General features: G+C 42.5%; 14 protein-coding genes. 6 read left to right on the forward strand and 8 right to left on the reverse strand.

What is annotated here, in order from left to right:
* Positions 1 to 91: 91 nt before the first annotated feature.
* Together D0T51_RS03370 and recJ are read right to left on the reverse strand one after the other, a co-directional pair.
* Complete coding sequence (locus D0T51_RS03370) at positions 92 to 2,002, reverse strand: ATP-dependent DNA helicase RecQ (RefSeq protein ID WP_163725164.1); 1,911 nt, start codon at positions 2,000 to 2,002, stop codon at positions 92 to 94.
* 9 nt (positions 2,003 to 2,011) lie between these two features.
* On the reverse strand, positions 2,012 to 3,736 hold the full coding sequence (gene recJ, locus D0T51_RS03375) for a single-stranded-DNA-specific exonuclease RecJ (protein WP_163725167.1): 1,725 nt from the start codon (positions 3,734 to 3,736) through the stop codon (positions 2,012 to 2,014).
* A 202-nt stretch (positions 3,737 to 3,938) separates the two neighbouring features.
* Between recJ and D0T51_RS03380 the strand changes: the two genes are divergently transcribed.
* The 6 genes from D0T51_RS03380 to D0T51_RS03405 are packed head-to-tail and all read left to right on the forward strand — an operon-like array spanning position 3,939 to position 10,164.
* The gene (locus D0T51_RS03380) at positions 3,939 to 4,499 is read left to right on the forward strand and encodes an L-threonylcarbamoyladenylate synthase (protein ID WP_163725245.1); all 561 of its coding nucleotides are present in this window, start codon (positions 3,939 to 3,941) and stop codon (positions 4,497 to 4,499) included.
* A gap of 2 nt (positions 4,500 to 4,501) precedes the next feature.
* On the forward strand, positions 4,502 to 5,902 hold the full coding sequence (locus D0T51_RS03385) for a sugar transferase (RefSeq protein ID WP_163725170.1): 1,401 nt from the start codon (positions 4,502 to 4,504) through the stop codon (positions 5,900 to 5,902).
* Position 5,903: 1 nt separating this feature from the next.
* Complete coding sequence (locus tag D0T51_RS03390) at positions 5,904 to 7,688, forward strand: chloride channel protein (protein ID WP_163725173.1); 1,785 nt, start codon at positions 5,904 to 5,906, stop codon at positions 7,686 to 7,688.
* Positions 7,689 to 7,690: 2 nt separating this feature from the next.
* Entirely contained in the window at positions 7,691 to 8,665 is a 975-nt protein-coding gene (gene fmt, locus D0T51_RS03395) for a methionyl-tRNA formyltransferase (RefSeq protein ID WP_163725250.1), read from the forward strand.
* On the forward strand, positions 8,665 to 9,045 hold the full coding sequence (locus tag D0T51_RS03400; protein WP_163725176.1) for a YbaN family protein: 381 nt from the start codon (positions 8,665 to 8,667) through the stop codon (positions 9,043 to 9,045). Before fmt ends, D0T51_RS03400 begins: the two co-directional genes overlap by 1 nt.
* A 54-nt stretch (positions 9,046 to 9,099) precedes the next feature.
* Positions 9,100 to 10,164, forward strand: coding sequence for a 6-bladed beta-propeller (locus D0T51_RS03405; protein WP_163725179.1), 1,065 nt, complete (start codon positions 9,100 to 9,102; stop codon positions 10,162 to 10,164).
* On the opposite strand, the gene D0T51_RS03410 is transcribed toward D0T51_RS03405, so the two are convergent.
* The 6 genes from D0T51_RS03410 to D0T51_RS12210 all read right to left on the reverse strand — a co-directional run bounded on the left by D0T51_RS03410 (position 10,165) and on the right by D0T51_RS12210 (position 15,972).
* Positions 10,165 to 11,421 carry a DEAD/DEAH box helicase gene (locus D0T51_RS03410; RefSeq protein WP_163725180.1) on the reverse strand — a complete coding sequence of 419 codons (1,257 nt, stop codon included), beginning with the start codon at positions 11,419 to 11,421 and terminating at the stop codon, positions 10,165 to 10,167. It lies immediately after the preceding gene.
* A 46-nt stretch (positions 11,422 to 11,467) separates the two neighbouring features.
* Positions 11,468 to 12,280: a transporter substrate-binding domain-containing protein gene (locus D0T51_RS03415; RefSeq protein ID WP_163725183.1), complete on the reverse strand. Its 813-nt coding sequence runs from the start codon at positions 12,278 to 12,280 to the stop codon at positions 11,468 to 11,470.
* Position 12,281: 1 nt separating this feature from the next.
* The gene (locus D0T51_RS03420; RefSeq protein ID WP_163725186.1) at positions 12,282 to 14,369 is read right to left on the reverse strand and encodes a putative porin; all 2,088 of its coding nucleotides are present in this window, start codon (positions 14,367 to 14,369) and stop codon (positions 12,282 to 12,284) included.
* A gap of 72 nt (positions 14,370 to 14,441) precedes the next feature.
* Positions 14,442 to 14,984, reverse strand: coding sequence for a 2-oxoacid:acceptor oxidoreductase family protein (locus D0T51_RS03425; RefSeq protein WP_163725190.1), 543 nt, complete (start codon positions 14,982 to 14,984; stop codon positions 14,442 to 14,444).
* Complete coding sequence (locus D0T51_RS03430; protein WP_163725192.1) at positions 14,981 to 15,754, reverse strand: thiamine pyrophosphate-dependent enzyme; 774 nt, start codon at positions 15,752 to 15,754, stop codon at positions 14,981 to 14,983. The genes D0T51_RS03425 and D0T51_RS03430 overlap by 4 nt, the downstream gene beginning before the upstream one ends.
* 44 nt (positions 15,755 to 15,798) lie before the next feature.
* Entirely contained in the window at positions 15,799 to 15,972 is a 174-nt protein-coding gene (locus tag D0T51_RS12210) for a hypothetical protein (RefSeq protein WP_203583308.1), read from the reverse strand.
* Between the last annotated feature and the right edge of the window lie 11 nt (positions 15,973 to 15,983).

Consider the following 15,983-nt stretch of genomic DNA (forward strand, 5'->3'; position numbering starts at 1 on the left):
GAATGGTGCAAAGTTAGAAATAATATTCGGATATTTCTTATTTATAAAGCTATAAACAGAGAGCCTTCGGAGGCTTGTTGGGGGATGGATGTTATTCTTCCGACAGATAACGAAGGTATCCGTCTTCTATCTCGAAATGTGGATCCTGGTCGGCCAAAAAACGGATCACTTGGATTACCTTTTCCATGGGAAAAGGAATCTCTTTTACCAACTCTTTTACAAGGATAGGTTCGCAGGTAAGCGTTTTTTCTAATAAAGTACGGATTTGATCGAAGTCATAATTGGAGATTCCTGCCTCATTTTTCCTGCGACAAATATCACAAGAACCGCAATTACTTGTTTTTTTCTCCCCAAAATAAGCCAGAAGCATACGAACCCGGCAGCATTGCTCCTCGTTGATATATTCGAGTACTTTGTTTATGCGGTTTTCAAAACGATCTTTCCGTTCTTCGTAGGCTGAGCGTGGGATACGTATGTGTTTTATCTCTTCCCGTGTTTGTGTGTAGATGATTAAAGGTGTTTTTTTGTGAGGGATATAATTCACGATCCTGTATTTGGAAAGGGCAATTAGGATGTCATATACCTCTTGTGGGGATACGCCGGCCCGTGTGGCTATTACCGTTTCATCGATATATACGTAGTCGGCAAATAAGCCGGTGTAAGAACGAAGAATGGTCTGTATGACTTCATCTGTGTGTTTGTCCTGATGCAGGTGTTTGTATAGTTCTTCCCGGGTTGCCACAAAAAGTAAACGGGAAGCATTGTCTATTTCCTCTGTATATTCAATATAACCGGAAAGCTCCAATATTTTGAGTGCATGGTGGGCTTGCAGGTGGGAGAATTTGAAGGCTGAACAAAAGTCGATCAGGGAAAAGTCGTGTACCGTATCTAGTCCATAGCCCACAGCGATCTGATAATAATTGCCTAAGGCCTCATATACCCGATAAATGAATTCTTTATCCGGGAATTCATCGGTGAATCGTTTTTTTAGTTTGGCATTGTCAATGCCGGAACAAAGAGTTACCGCATATGCTTTCTGTTCGTCTCGTCCAGCGCGACCGGCTTCTTGAAAATATTCTTCCAACGAACCGGGCATATCTATGTGAATCACCAGGCGTACATCGGGTTTGTCGATACCCATGCCAAAAGCATTTGTGGCGACAATAACCCGGCACTCATTGTTTTTCCAACGGTTTTGCCGGATTGTTTTTTCTGCACGATTCAGTCCTGCGTGAAAGAAGTCGGCAGAAATATTCGCCTTTTGTAACAGGGATGCTATTTCTTTGGTGCGGTTGCGATTGCGTACATAAACGATGGCCGATCCGTTTACACGTTCCAGTATATAAATGAGTTGAGAGACTTTGTCATCTGTCCGTCTGACTGAATAGGATAGATTGGGGCGGGCAAAGCTTTTTTGAAATACATTCTTTTGTTTGAACAGCAATTTGTTCTGGATGTCGTCCACTACATCGGGGGTGGCCGTAGCGGTTAATGCCAGTATGGGGATGTTCGGTAATAATTTGCGAATATCTGCAATGTTCAAATAGGAGGGACGGAAGTCATATCCCCATTGAGACACGCAATGGCTTTCGTCAACAACCAGGAAATTTACTTGCATAGCTTGTAACTTCGCCTGGAATATTTCAGTCCGTAAACGCTCGGGAGATACATAGAGGAATTTGTAATTGCCGAAAATACAATTCTCCAATTGGTTGATGATTTCTTTCCGGCTCATGCCGGAATAAACGGCTGTCGCTTTGATGCCTAACTGCCGCAGATTATCAACCTGGTCTTTCATCAAAGCGATCAATGGGGTTACAACAATGCATATACCTTCCATGGCCATGGCTGGCACCTGAAAGGTGATGGATTTACCTCCGCCTGTAGGCATGAGACCCAATGTGTCTTTTCCGTTATATACAGAATGAATAATATCTTCCTGCAAAGGGCGGAAAGAGCTATATCCCCAATACGTCTGTAATATATTATGGAAAATACTCACGGGTTTTGTTCATATAGTGTCTGTCTTGATGTCTTTTATCATCAATTGAATGGAAGTACTACCACCGTATGTGTTTTCTTCTATTGTATAGCAGATATGAAATGGTTTTGCCGCTTTAATGTGTTCATTAAACTCGTGCATACCAAAAGCAATCGCGTGAATAGGTGAATTGGTGGAAGAGTCGATCAGTTCCAGTTTGATGTGTTCCAGTTCTTTACCTACCAGCCTGCTGGTGCCGAAATCTTTAACATTCAGGGAGCAGAATACCGGCTTTTGGTTTTCCGGACCAAAAGGGTTCATCTTCTTCAGATCGTGCATCAGTTTCATATTGATATCTTTCAGGTCTAATACCGCATCAATATCAATCTGGGGAGTCATCTGTTCGGGAATGATTTCGTCGGCAGCTAATTGCAGAAAGCGGCTGGTGAATGCTTCCAGGTTTTCTTCTTTCAAAGATAATCCGGCAGCGTAGGTATGTCCCCCGAAGTTTTCTAACAGGTCGCGGCAGCTTTCAATGGCTTTGTATATGTCGAAGCCGGTTACCGAACGGGCGGAACCGGTAATTAATTCGGATGATTTTGTTAAAACAACAGCCGGGCGAAAATATTTTTCGGTTAACCGGGAGGCGACAATGCCGATAACGCCTTTGTGCCAGTCCGGATTATAGACAATTATTGCTTTGCGGTCTTCGATATCATGAAATTCATCAATGGCCTCATTTGCTTCATCGGTTATTTTCTTGTCTAGTTCGCGACGTACGTCATTGTATTTATTGATGTTTTCACTTTTTTCACGGGCGGCTTCACTGTCTTTTGCCAACAATAAGTCAACAGCTTCTTTACCGTTTTCCATGCGTCCGGAAGCATTGATGCGGGGACCTATTTTGAAAACGATATCGCTGATAGTGATGTCTTTATTTGTTAAGCCGCAAATGTCAATAATGCCTTTGAGCCCTAAACTGGGGTTGCTGTTGAGTTGTTTCAAACCATAATAGGCCAGTATCCTGTTTTCTCCGGTGATAGGTACAATATCCGAGGCGATACTGACGGCTGTCAGGTCTAGTAATTTTTCCAAATCGGAAGACGGGAATTTATTACTTTTAGCAAATGCCTGCATGAATTTAAAGCCAACCCCACATCCGGACAGATGATCATAAGGATAGATCGAGTCTACTCGTTTGGCATCCAGTACGGCGATTGCGTCTGGCAGGGTATCATCCGGCATATGGTGGTCACAGATAATAAAATCGATACCTTTATTTTTGGCATATTCTATTTTATCAATTGCTTTGATTCCACAGTCTAACGAAATGATAAGGGTAATATCATTTTCATAGGCATAATCAATCCCTTTATAAGATATTCCATAGCCTTCATCGTATCGGTCCGGTATGTAATAATCCAAAGAGGATGTATAGGTGCGTAAGTATTTATAGACTAAAGATACGGCAGTAGTACCGTCCACATCATAATCACCGTAAACTAATATTTTCTCTTTATTCCCCAAAGCCTTATTCAGGCGTTTGACCGCTTTTTCCATATCCGGCATTAGAAATGGATCATGCAGGTCGTTTAGGTTGGGTTTAAAGAATTTCTTTGCTTCTTCTATAGACGCAATTCCCCGCTGTATAAGTAAGAGTGCGACTACCTGACTGATCCCCAGCCGGGTAACGAACTCATCTCTTTTATGTAACTCTTCTTTTGTAGGGGTTTGTAAATTCCATCTGTTAACCATTATATATTATTTTTTCTTTTTTTGCTTTCTCGGGAGCATATCTTCTTTAGAAAGAAAGTTTCTAATAAAAAAGAATGCTTGAATCGGTAAAGTTAAGAATTTCTATATAGATTATAGCAATAGCATGGGGAAAATAGTTTTCTTGTTATTATTTTTTATAATCCCGAATGATTTGTACATTTGCGCAAACATTCTAAATGGCATGACAGAAGATATAAAAAAAGCCTGTGAGGTCTTACAGGCAGGAGGTTTGATTCTTTATCCGACAGATACAATATGGGGAATTGGTTGCGATGCAACCAATGACAAGGCTGTTCAAAAAGTATATGAACTGAAGGAGAGGATTGATCACAAAGCAATGCTTGTCTTAATTGATAATCCGGCTAAATTGGATACGTATGTTTCTGATGTTCCTGCTATTGCCTGGGATCTTATCGAGGTATCGGATAAACCCTTGACTATTATCTTTTCAAATGCTAAAAATTTATCACCCCAATTATTAGGGGAGGATGGAAGTGTGGGAATACGTGTAACCCATGAAGAATTTTCCCGAAAATTGTGTGAACGTTTCCGGAAACCATTGGTTTCAACATCTGCCAATATAAGTGGTCAAGTATTTCCTTCCACTTTTGCTGAAATCTCCGACTCTATAAAAGAGGGTGTGGATTATATTGTAAAATACAGACAGGATGACATGAGTGAAGCACAACCATCCAGCATTCTTAAGCTTGGATCCGGGGGGCTTGTTCAGGTAATCAGATAAGAATGAATATAAAGGTTCAGGCAAAAAAATATATTGTTTCGGATTTTATTGCAGCAGCCATTACCTGGCTATTGTTTAATATACTTAGATATATTGAAATTGCTACATATGGTGGTTTTTCTTCTTTAAAATCCTATCTGTCTTCTTTTCAGGTATGGGAAGGACAGATACTTATTCCTTTTTTCTGGTTAATCTTATTTTATTTTTCCGGTTATTATAATAAACCCATAGGTAAATCCCGTTTGGCTGAGTTTTTTTCAACCTGGATCACTGTTACGATCGGGGTTGTATTGATATTTTTTATTATTGTATTGAATGACCTTCCCCGTTCTTTTGAGATCTATTATGAATTATTCTTTTCTTTATTGTCTTTACAGTTTGTTTTGACATATATCCCCCGGCTCTATATTACTCAACAGACAAACCGGAAAGTGAAATGTAGAGCATATTCTATGCGTGTTTTACTTATAGGTGCCGGAGAGAATGCCAAACGCATAGCGGAGGATCTTTATAAGTGGGGGTATACAATTGCCGGTTTTGTTCCGGAAAAGGATAATGTTCCCATACAGGTCGATGCCGATCAGGTATTGGGTTCTATCCATGATTTGCCGCAATTGATGAAAGAAGGGAATATTGATGAACTCGTGTTGGCTATGGAAGCAACAGACAGTGAACGCCAATTGCCTATATTGTATTCTTTGTATCAATACAAACGCCCGATAAAGGTATTGGCCGACAATTCCAATATGTTGGCAAAAGTAAAGATCAAAACGATTTACGGGATTCCCCTTGTCGATATAACGGATAATAATTTCTCCGAAGCCGGAAAGAATATCAAGCTGTTCATGGATAAGATCGTATCTGTTATCGCTTTATTGTTACTTTCTCCGCTTTTTATCTATATAGCTTGGCGGGTAAAAAAAGACTCCAGTGGTCCTGTTCTTTTTAAGCAAGAGAGAATAGGTTATATGGGAACCCCGTTTTGGATATATAAGTTTCGCACGATGTATGTCGATGCAGAAAAAAAAGGTCCTTTACTTTCCGTAGAGGACGATCCCCGTATTACCCCTTTTGGCAGAATTATGCGTAAATATCGCCTGGATGAATTACCCCAGTTCTGGAATGTGTTAAAAGGAGATATGTCTTTGGTCGGTCCCCGTCCTGAGCGTCGTTATTTTATTGATCAGATCGTACAACGAGCCCCTTATTATTCTCTTCTGCATAATGTAAAACCAGGTATAACCTCATTAGGAATGGTTAAATACGGATATGCAGCCGATGTGGATCAAATGATAGAACGTTTGAAATATGATATATTATATTATGAGAATATGTCTTTGGGTTTGGATATTACAATATTGATTTATACGATAAAAACAGTAGTTACTGGTAAAGGTATTTGACATGGAGCAAAAGAGTGCGTTTTATAAGTTTCTTTTATGGCGGGACAAACATATAAAAGAAAAGAATTTTATTCTTATTCTTAGTTTTTTAGTAGGGATACTTACCTCAGCCGCAGCTATTCTATTAAAACAATTAATACATTTAATACAGAATTTACTTACCGGTAATTTTCAGGTGGAAGGAGTCAATTATCTCTATCTTCTTTATCCTGTAATTGGTATTTTATTGGCTGGTTTATTTGTCAAATACATTGTTCGGGATGATATCAGTCATGGGGTGACAAAGATTCTTTATGCGATATCGCAGAGAAAAAGTCGTATCAAACCGCATAATACCTGGTCTTCTTTGGTGGCCAGTTCGGTAACGATCGGTTTTGGGGGATCGGTAGGAGCGGAGGCACCTATCGTGCTTACCGGTGCTGCTATCGGTTCAAACTTAGGACGTCTTTTCCGCATGGAACAGAAAACACTGATGCTCTTGGTCGGATGTGGTGCTGCGGGAGCTATCGCCGGTATTTTCAAAGCTCCTATCGCCGGCTTAGTTTTTGTGATAGAAGTCTTATTATTGGATCTTACCATGACGTCAATCATGCCTTTGCTTATCACCTCTGTGACTGCTGCTACCCTGTCTTATGTGTTTACCGGTACGGAAGCTATGTTTAAATTTTCCCAGACGGAAATTTTTGAGATGGGGCGTATACCTTATGTCTTATTGTTGGGGATCTTCTGTGGATTAGTCTCTTTGTATTTCACCCGGGTGATGAATAAAGTGGAAGGGATGTACCGGAAATTAGGCGCCTATTGGAAGAAATTTATAATGGGAGGATTGACCTTGAGTATCTTGATCTTTTTGTTTCCTCCTCTATATGGGGAAGGTTATGATACAATCGGAGCCTTATTAAATGGGCAATTCTCTGATATTATGGAGAAGAGTTTGTTTTATGATTGGTATGGGAGCTATTGGGGAATTCTTCTTTTTCTATGCATGATTTTGTTGACAAAAGTATTTGCCTCCAGTGCGACGAATGCCGGTGGCGGTTGTGGTGGTATATTTGCACCCAGTTTGTTTTTGGGATGTATTGCCGGATTCGTATTTGCACATACCTCCAATTATTTCCCATTGACAACGTATCTGTCGGAAAAGAACTTTGCCCTGTTGGGTATGGCTGGTGTGATGTCGGCGGTGATGCATGCTCCTCTTACCGGTGTGTTTCTGATCGCAGAGCTTACAGGGGGATATGATCTGTTTCTGCCGTTGATGATTGTCTCTATTGGTTCTTATCTTACGATATTGATGTTCGAACCTCACAGTATTTATTCCATGCGTTTGGCACAGAAAGGGGAATTGTTGACACACCATAAAGATAAAGCCGTACTCACCTTATTAAGTCGTGACAGTATCATTGAAAAAGACTTTCAGACTGTTTTGCCGGGAATGTCTTTGGGAGATATGGTAAAGGTCATTGCTAAAAGTAGCCGGAATATTTTCCCTGTTGTCGATGAAAAGGGTGTGTTATTGGGTGTCGTATTACTGGATAATATTCGTAATATCATGTTTCGCCCGGAATTGTATAATCGTTTCAATGTGATGAAATTTATGGTTTCTGCTCCGGCCAAGATAGAAATAAATATGCCGATGGATATGATTATGCAGATTTTTGATGATACCAAAGCCTGGAATCTACCGGTGGTGGATGAAGGCGGGCATTATATTGGCTTTATGTCGAAATCAAAGATATTTAATTCCTATCGGGAAGTCCTGGTAGAAAACTTTTCGGAAGATTGATGATGGATAAAAAAGAATTACGTATCGTTTATATGGGGACCCCCGATTTTGCGGTGGAGAGTCTGCGTGCATTGGTCGAAGGGGGATATCAGGTGGTAGGTGTTGTGACAATGCCGGATAAACCTGTAGGCAGGCATGGGAGTGTATTGCAACCAAGTGCTGTTAAACAATATGCAGAGTCGGTCGGTCTGCCTATCCTTCAACCGGAGAAGTTAAAAGATGAATCCTTTCTTTCAGATTTAAAGGCATGGGGTGCAGATCTGCAAATAGTCGTGGCTTTCCGTATGTTACCGGAAGTTGTTTGGGATATGCCACGTTACGGCACCTTTAATTTGCATGCCTCTCTTTTGCCCCAATACAGGGGAGCTGCTCCGATCAATTGGGCTGTTATCAATGGAGAGAAGGAAACGGGAGCGACTACATTTTTCCTCACCCATGAGATTGATACCGGAAAGATTATACTGCAGAAGAAAATAGCCATAGCCGATACCGATACTGTTGGTATTGTGCATGATGCTTTGATGCATATGGGCGCGAAGTTAGTAACGGAAACTGTCGATCTTTTGTTGGCGGATAAAGTAAATGCGATTCCTCAGGAGGCATTCTGTGTTGATCCGTCTTTACTCAAACCCGCTCCGAAAATCTTTAAAGAAACGTGTCATATACAATGGCAGCAACCCATACAGCAGCTATATGATTTTATACGTGGACTATCTCCTTATCCGGCAGCCTGGACCGAACTGGTTTCTTCCCAGGGAGATCGCCAGGCCTTGAAGATATACCAGACGGAAAAACGGCTCGTCTCACACGCATTGCCTGTGGGCACTATACAATCAGATGGAAGAACCTATGTGGATGTAGCTGTGCCTGACGGTTTTCTTCGCCTGCAGTCTCTCCAACTGGCAGGAAAAAAACGAATGAATATAACTGACTTTCTGAATGGCTTCAAACAGATTGATTCATACACTCTTATATAATGAATAAAACCAAACGATACATATATATCGTGTTGGGCTCCCTCTTTCTGGTATTAGGAACAGTGGGTGTATTTTTGCCTTTGCTACCGACGACTCCTTTTTGGTTATTAACCTGTTGGTTTTATATCCGTAGTTCAGAAACATTATACAAACGAGTCATGGCCAACCCTTACTTTGGGACATATATCAAAGCCTATATGGTTGATAAGTCTATTCCTTTGCGCGCAAAGATTGTTTCTGTCGGTGTTATGTGGCTTTCTATACTCTGTTCAATCTGTTTTTGGGTGGAGCAAGGATGGATTCGTGTACTTCTTTTGTTAATCAGCATAGGCGTTACCTGGCATATTCTTTCATTTCCTACACGAAAGAAGAATCCCTGACTCAATAAATGAAAATGGGGAGCGTTATATATAGGTATTGAAAAACATATTCTAATGAGACGCATATTTACCATCTTATTTGTAACGATTCTTTTAGTTTGTATAAAACAAGGGTATGATACCTATATGTCTGCCATGTATGTGACGCAAAGAATGACAGGCGTATTGTCGGATATAGCCGAGGAGGTCGTAGCCATACCTTTGCAACCGGCCGCCGGAAAGCGTATCGTAAAAGCCCGCTATATACGCGAGGATGGACACAATCTTTTTCTTCTAAGCGAGGGGAGCCTTTATCGTTTCAATCGGAAAGGAGATTTTATTTGCCGGATAACGAACCCGGAATGTGTCGAGGTGGCTGCTTATGTGGTAAACTCACAGGAAAAACAACTCATTGTCCTGGGGAATCAAAACCATGTTTTTTATTATACATTCGATGGACAGTTACTTCGGGAAAAGGAATTGGATTATTCTATGGATAACCAACGCTTCTTATCTCTGGCAATGTATGGAGACCGTATCCTGACTGTGGAAGAGAATCATTTGATTGATCCGGATACGCAAACCATTCGTGTCGAAAAAGAAGTAGTCTCTTATTCTACTTCTTTTGAAAAAATAGAATCATATAAAATGGCATCCGTTGATTTGGGAAGGCAGTCCTATCTGCCCATCTGTTTGGATCCGCAAATAAGTGTTGATCCGGATACCGGCTGTTTATATGTATATACACCTTCTATGCAGCCGGATTATTTGTTGAAAGATACTTTGTACTTACAAACACATTGGCAGGAGACCTTGTATGCGGCGGCAAAGAATCGGTCTATACCCGTACTGCCTGTGCATTCCAGCGGACGCTTTTTGTTATCTTCCTATCAGCGTTCCACGGATGAATCCCTCCATCATTCCTTCTGTTATGACCGGAGAACCCGGGATTATAAACAAATGACTGCTGGGATTAAAGATGATTTTTATAAAACAGGAACGATCGCTTCTTTGGAGGCGATGGACCTTTTGAATCAGTCCTATTGTTTCTGTCAATCAGGTGAAAACGTAAAAAAGGCATTCCCAGACAGAGTAGATGCGGAGAATGCCGTTGTTTTTATCGCGCGATTAAAAGCCTGATTATTTTTTCAGAGAGGGGCGGGGTTTGCTATTGCTTCTTCCTTTAAAGTGGTTACCCTTTTTAGCTCCCCCTTTGTTCCATCGTTGTTTGCCATTCTTTTCCGGCTCGTATAACGGGGCTTCTCCCAGCGATGAATCAATGGGTATTTTATAAACCTCTTTGCCAAGGAAGTTCTCAATCCGTTTGAAAGGAGCTTGTTCCTCTACGGCTACAAAGGTGATGGCCAAACCTGCTCCGTTCGTACCTCGTGCCGTACGTCCGATACGGTGTACATAATCTTCAGGGTCATGTGGAATATCAAAGTTAATGACCAGTTTAATATCGTTTATGTCAATACCGCGTGAGACTACATCGGTGGCAACCAATATATCGATCCGTCCGTTTTTGAACTCTTTCATCACCTCTTCCCGTTGGGATTGTTCGAGGTCGGAGTGCATAGCAGCCACATTGAACTTCATTCGTTTGAGAGTCGATGCTAATTCTTTTACCTTCATCTTAGAGGAGGAAAAGATAATCACGCGCTGGGGACGACTTTCCATGAAAAGTTTTTCCAGGATCTTTAGTTTTTGTGGATCATAACAGATATAAGCTGTCTGCATGATAGACTCCGGTGGTTTGGATATGGCGATTTTGATTTCCTCCGGATCCTTGAGTATGTTTTGTGCCAATGTTCGTATTTTAGGCGGCATAGTGGCCGAAAACATGATGCTCTGGCAGGTAGGGGGGAGCAGTTTATATATCTGCATGATATCCTCATAAAAACCCATGTCCAGCATACGGTCGGCTTCATCCAGGATAAAGAAAGAGACCTCGGAAAGATCGACGGTTCCCAGTTTGATATGAGAAAGCAAACGACCGGGAGTGGCTATCACAATATCCGCCCCCATCTCCATGCCTCGTTTTTGCTGTTCCCAGGCAATACCGTCTGTGCCTCCATATACAGCAACAGCAGATACCGGAATGAAATAGGTGAATCCTTCTATCTGTTGGTCAATCTGTTGCGCCAGTTCCCGGGTAGGAGCCATGATGATCGCATTGATTGCATGCGCCGGGTGAGTTCCTTTACTGATTTCATTGATAACAGGTAGTACGTAAGCAGCCGTTTTCCCCGTTCCTGTTTGTGCGCAGGCTATAATATCTTTCCCTTCTAAAATAACCGGAATCGTTAACTCCTGAACCGGAGTTGTCTCTTGAAAATTCATTGCGTCGAGCCCGTCCAATACGGCATCTTCGAGCTTCAGTTCGTCAAATCTCATTGTAAATCTTTAAATTCCCTGTAAAGATACGTAATAATCGCCAATATCAATAATACCTTTTGTATATATCGTTGTATAAGCCGCTTTTTCGTATTTGCTTGAACCAACTATTGAGGCTGTCAAGCAGTACCGGCGCCTCTTTTCGTACGGCCCATGCCTGAAGTTGGGTGAAGCTGATATCTGTTTGAATATCTATTTCAGGAAGACGTTTTTGTGCCTGCCGGGCAATCTGTTGATCGCATACGGCATAGTCGATATCCCCCTTGGCTACCATGATGATAAGTTGTTCGGATGCATACAATTCATCTTCAACCACATGGATCGTATCTCCGATTTCCTGTTCCAGATTATGCAGGCGCAATAGGGCGGGAGAGGATTTGGGGATGTGTAGTGTTTTTTGTGCCAGGTCTAACTGATTACGAAGCGGACGGTGCCCGTTGTTTGCTTTTGCGGTGCGTTGAACCAATACTTGCTTGTTTAATACAATCGGTTCGGTAAAGATATAGTCGTTTTTCAGTTCGCTGGTGATAGGTATATTCCGGGCGATAACATCACATTTGCCTGAAGCTAATTGTGCGAAGCTTTTATTTAGATTCATCTCCAGGTGAATTTCTATCTCTAATCCGGACAAACGGGAAAGAGCCTGTCCCAATTCATACTGAAACCCTTCGATGGTATCTCCTGAAACATAATACCCGGTTTGACTGTATTCGGTTATCAGTCTGAGTATGCCTTCTTCTTTGATTTCATTGTAATCCCGAACCAAAGGAGCCTTTTTCTGGGGGGCTAACAGGAGCATGGTGCAAACGACAAGGGGTAATAAGCACACATACAAGAGGAGTAATCTTTTGGATTTCATCTTAGTTGTTGAAATAGACAGCGATACCGAATTTCAGAACGAATGGATTCAGCGGATAATGCGCCAGTGAGAAGTGATTGGGATCGATGAACTTTTGCCCCAGGTTATAACCGGAAACAAAGAAACGTGCCTGTTTCAGGTGAAAGTTTACATAGGCATTGATAAGCGGGTAATTACCCACCTTCGTTCTTTCTAGTTTTTCACCTTTAGGCCCTGTTTCCCGTTGCAATTGGAATTGTTGGGTGGCCGGTTCGTAATAAGGGGCGTAATATGCCGTAAAATAATGCACATCCGCTCCCACCTGGCAGGTAAGCACTTTGGCTAGTTTGAAAACGAAGTACATATTACTGTATATACTTAATTCAGGCAGTGGCAGTACACTCTTTTCGCCACTCAATTGATAAGCTATTTCGTTTTCCCATCCGAAGGCACGGTAACGTACATCCTGTTTGATGCGTGCAGAGACAATTTGGATATTGCTCTTATGTTGGCCGGGTGTCCCGTCGCTACCGAAATATACGTAGTTCTCCAGATTGGTCACCCCAGCAGACAGTTGGGTGCGGCTGCTTTGCAGGTCGATGGTTCCTCCGGCATATACTTCCCGTTCGTTACTCAGGTTGTTGTTCCATACATAATAACGGGATTGATACCTGCGGGCATAAAATGCCGGAGTCGTATTTTTTATATGTCCTTCTGCCCGGATCAGGGCTTTTTTCTGAAAGAGATTGAATTGGCTTTGCAGCTCTCCACTCAGTCGAAATTCTCCCAAGTCTTCTCCGACGATACAGAGTTCTCCCCGGGCATTGTATGTCAGTATACTGCCTTGCCGTTTGGATAGTTCCCCGCCCAGGTAGGTCGAAAATTCTTCGATGACATCTTGTCTGTCGGAAAGAATTCTGTTTTCGTTTCTTCCTGTTCCTTCATTCCAACGGGGATTCAAGGCGGCCATCTTAAACTGTCTGTTTTCGAAACGGATGAAGGCTGCCAGTCCGAATTTAGCCCAATCCTGAAATCCTTCCCGCAGAGAGAGGGCGATTGTGTTTTTTAAAGTCCATGCCGAAGGCCGGTCGTGGAGGGTCGAGTCTCTGGCTTCGTAAATATTCGGATACGCAGCATCTATTTGTGCCGTATCGGTCGATGTGAAGTGTCGCCTGTTATCTTCGTAATGAAGGGTGTGAATAATGCTGGATACCGGAACGAAGACTTGTCTTTCGTTGCCTTCTTCGTCTGTTTCTTCCAGGGTTTTATTGAATCCCAGGTTGTAGCGATGGGTCAGAAAGAACTGTTTGCCTCTAACGCGGTTAAACGCTTTACTGTAACGTACGGGGTAACTTTTAGTATCCAATGCTAATTTGCCATCTGCAAAGTCGTCCGGATGCGTAACGGTAGAGTCATTGCTTAATCCTCCGTTTTCCATGTGGACGAAGTTGAAGTTGTAGACAAAGGCTTTCATTTCGTACCTATCGGATAGGTAATTCCCGAACAGGCGGTAGCTAAGTTGCTTTACCCCGTTTGAGTTGTAGAAGCCCCGGGTATAGATATAATCCAGGTCTCCTCCGACATTTATCTTCTTCCCGAAATTCAGGGTGAGCACCCCTTTCAGGCGTTCTTCTTTCTTTTGCTCGCCTCCCCCGAATGTATACGCGACATGGGTGTAAGGAGATTTCGTATCGTAGAAATAAGCATTTTCCGGTGTCGTGATGTAATGGTCGAAAGCATCGGCAAAGAGGAAGTCACGTGCTTCTTTTCTTTCGTGAAAGAGGCGTGTTTGCATAGGTGATCCTATATTGGCCAGGTAGGCCATGGAGAGCCCGTATCCTTCGCCAAAGGTACTGTGGGAAAAATTCAATCGGTTAGTATCCATAGGAGCCAGGTAAGCCTCTCCCAGATAAGGGGTAAGATGATACCCTTTGACACCTTTATCATGCAGATGGAGGGAGTCACCCAGGAGTAAACTGTCGGGTATCTCTTTCTGGGAAGAAGTCAGATTGGCCAAGGAAAATCCTCCGTCCCCTCCTCGGGCAGGTTGCGCCTGGGCAGTCGTTACCAACCCTATTAAAATCAGTACTATGTAAAAGCATTGCTTCATGGGGTGCAAAGATATAACAAAAGGGCGTTTCTTTGGTAGAAACGCCCTCTCTTTATAACCTTTTTTACGGGATTACACCTTCTGTATGATCTCCATACCCTTTTTGATGGCCGCCTCGTTCATCGGAATTAACTTATGATGACGTTCCGGTAAGGATTTTTTTAAGCCTAACAACACATTTTCCAATTTGACCATAGGAACAATTTGTAATAATCCTCCCAGGATAATCATGTTGAATGCTTTTTCATTCTTCATTTCAGTGGCCGCATCCATGGCGTCTACACGATAAATGTTGATATCTGTTCGTTTCACGGGTTTATGAATACCATATCCATCGTATATCAGGATTCCTCCGGGTTTTATTTTGTCTTCAAACTTTTCCATGGAGGGTTGATTCAATACAATGGCAATATCGTATGTGTTCAAAATGGGAGAGCTGATAGGAGAGTCACTGAGTATAACCGTGACATTGGCTGTTCCTCCCCGTTGCTCCGGACCATAGGAGGGCATCCAACTGACTTCTTTCCCTTCCATCAAACCGGAATAGGCGAGGATTTTGCCCATGGATAGTACTCCCTGACCTCCAAAACCTGCAATAATTATTTCCTGTTTCATGTTGTTTCTATTTTATTTTTTAGGTCACCTAATGGATAGAATGGGAACATATTTTCCACCATCCACTTATTTGCTTTGTCCGGTGTTGTTTTCCATCCGGAGGAACAGGTAGACACAAATTCTACAATGGAGGTTCCTTTTTTAGCCATGGCGTTTTCAAATGCCAGGCGTAACATTTTCTTCGCTTTCTTAACGGCGGCAGCAGTGTGTACGCTTTGGCGGGTAACCAAACAGGTGCCTTCCAATTGGGCAAGCAATTCGCCGATCTTCAATGGGTGTCCGTTCAATGCGATAGAGCGTCCGTAAGGTGTTGTGGAGGTGGGCATGCCTTCCAACGTGGTAGGTGCCATCTGTCCACCGGTCATTCCGTAGATCGCATTGTTCACAAAGATGATTACAATGTTTTCTCCCCGGTTGGCCGCATGGATCGTCTCTGCCGTACCGATGGCAGCCAGGTCACCGTCTCCTTGGTAGGTGAACACCATTTTGTCGGGGTTCAGGCGTTTGGCAGCCGTAGCTACAGCCGGTGCCCGTCCATGAGCCGCTTCGATCCAGTCGATATCTATATAGTTGTAGGCAAATACCGCACAACCAACGGGCGATACCCCGATCGTTTTATCTTCCAGTCCCATGTCTGCTATCACTTCGGCTACCAGTTTATGGATGACTCCGTGGCTGCATCCCGGGCAATAGTGCATCGGATTCTCATTCATCAATCTGGGTTTTTCGTATACCAGATTTTCGGGTTTTATTATTTCGTTGAGTTCCATATTTGTTTAGTTGATAATCCCTGTGTGGAATTTATGAATGATTATTAATGGAAATAGCGAAGTATGTATTGTACGACGCGTAAGATGACTGCCAGTCCTCCGAAGCTGAGAAATGCGGCCCGGTTGTCACTGACGGCAAAATAACATACGACTGCTGCAATGGCTAATACCATAAAAAGCAATGTCAAAATTTCGTCTCCTCTACTTCCTCGTCTCATAATGTTATCCG

The sequence above is a fragment of the Parabacteroides sp. 52 genome, assembly GCF_010500925.1.
Lineage (GTDB): Bacteria > Bacteroidota > Bacteroidia > Bacteroidales > Tannerellaceae > QVMG01.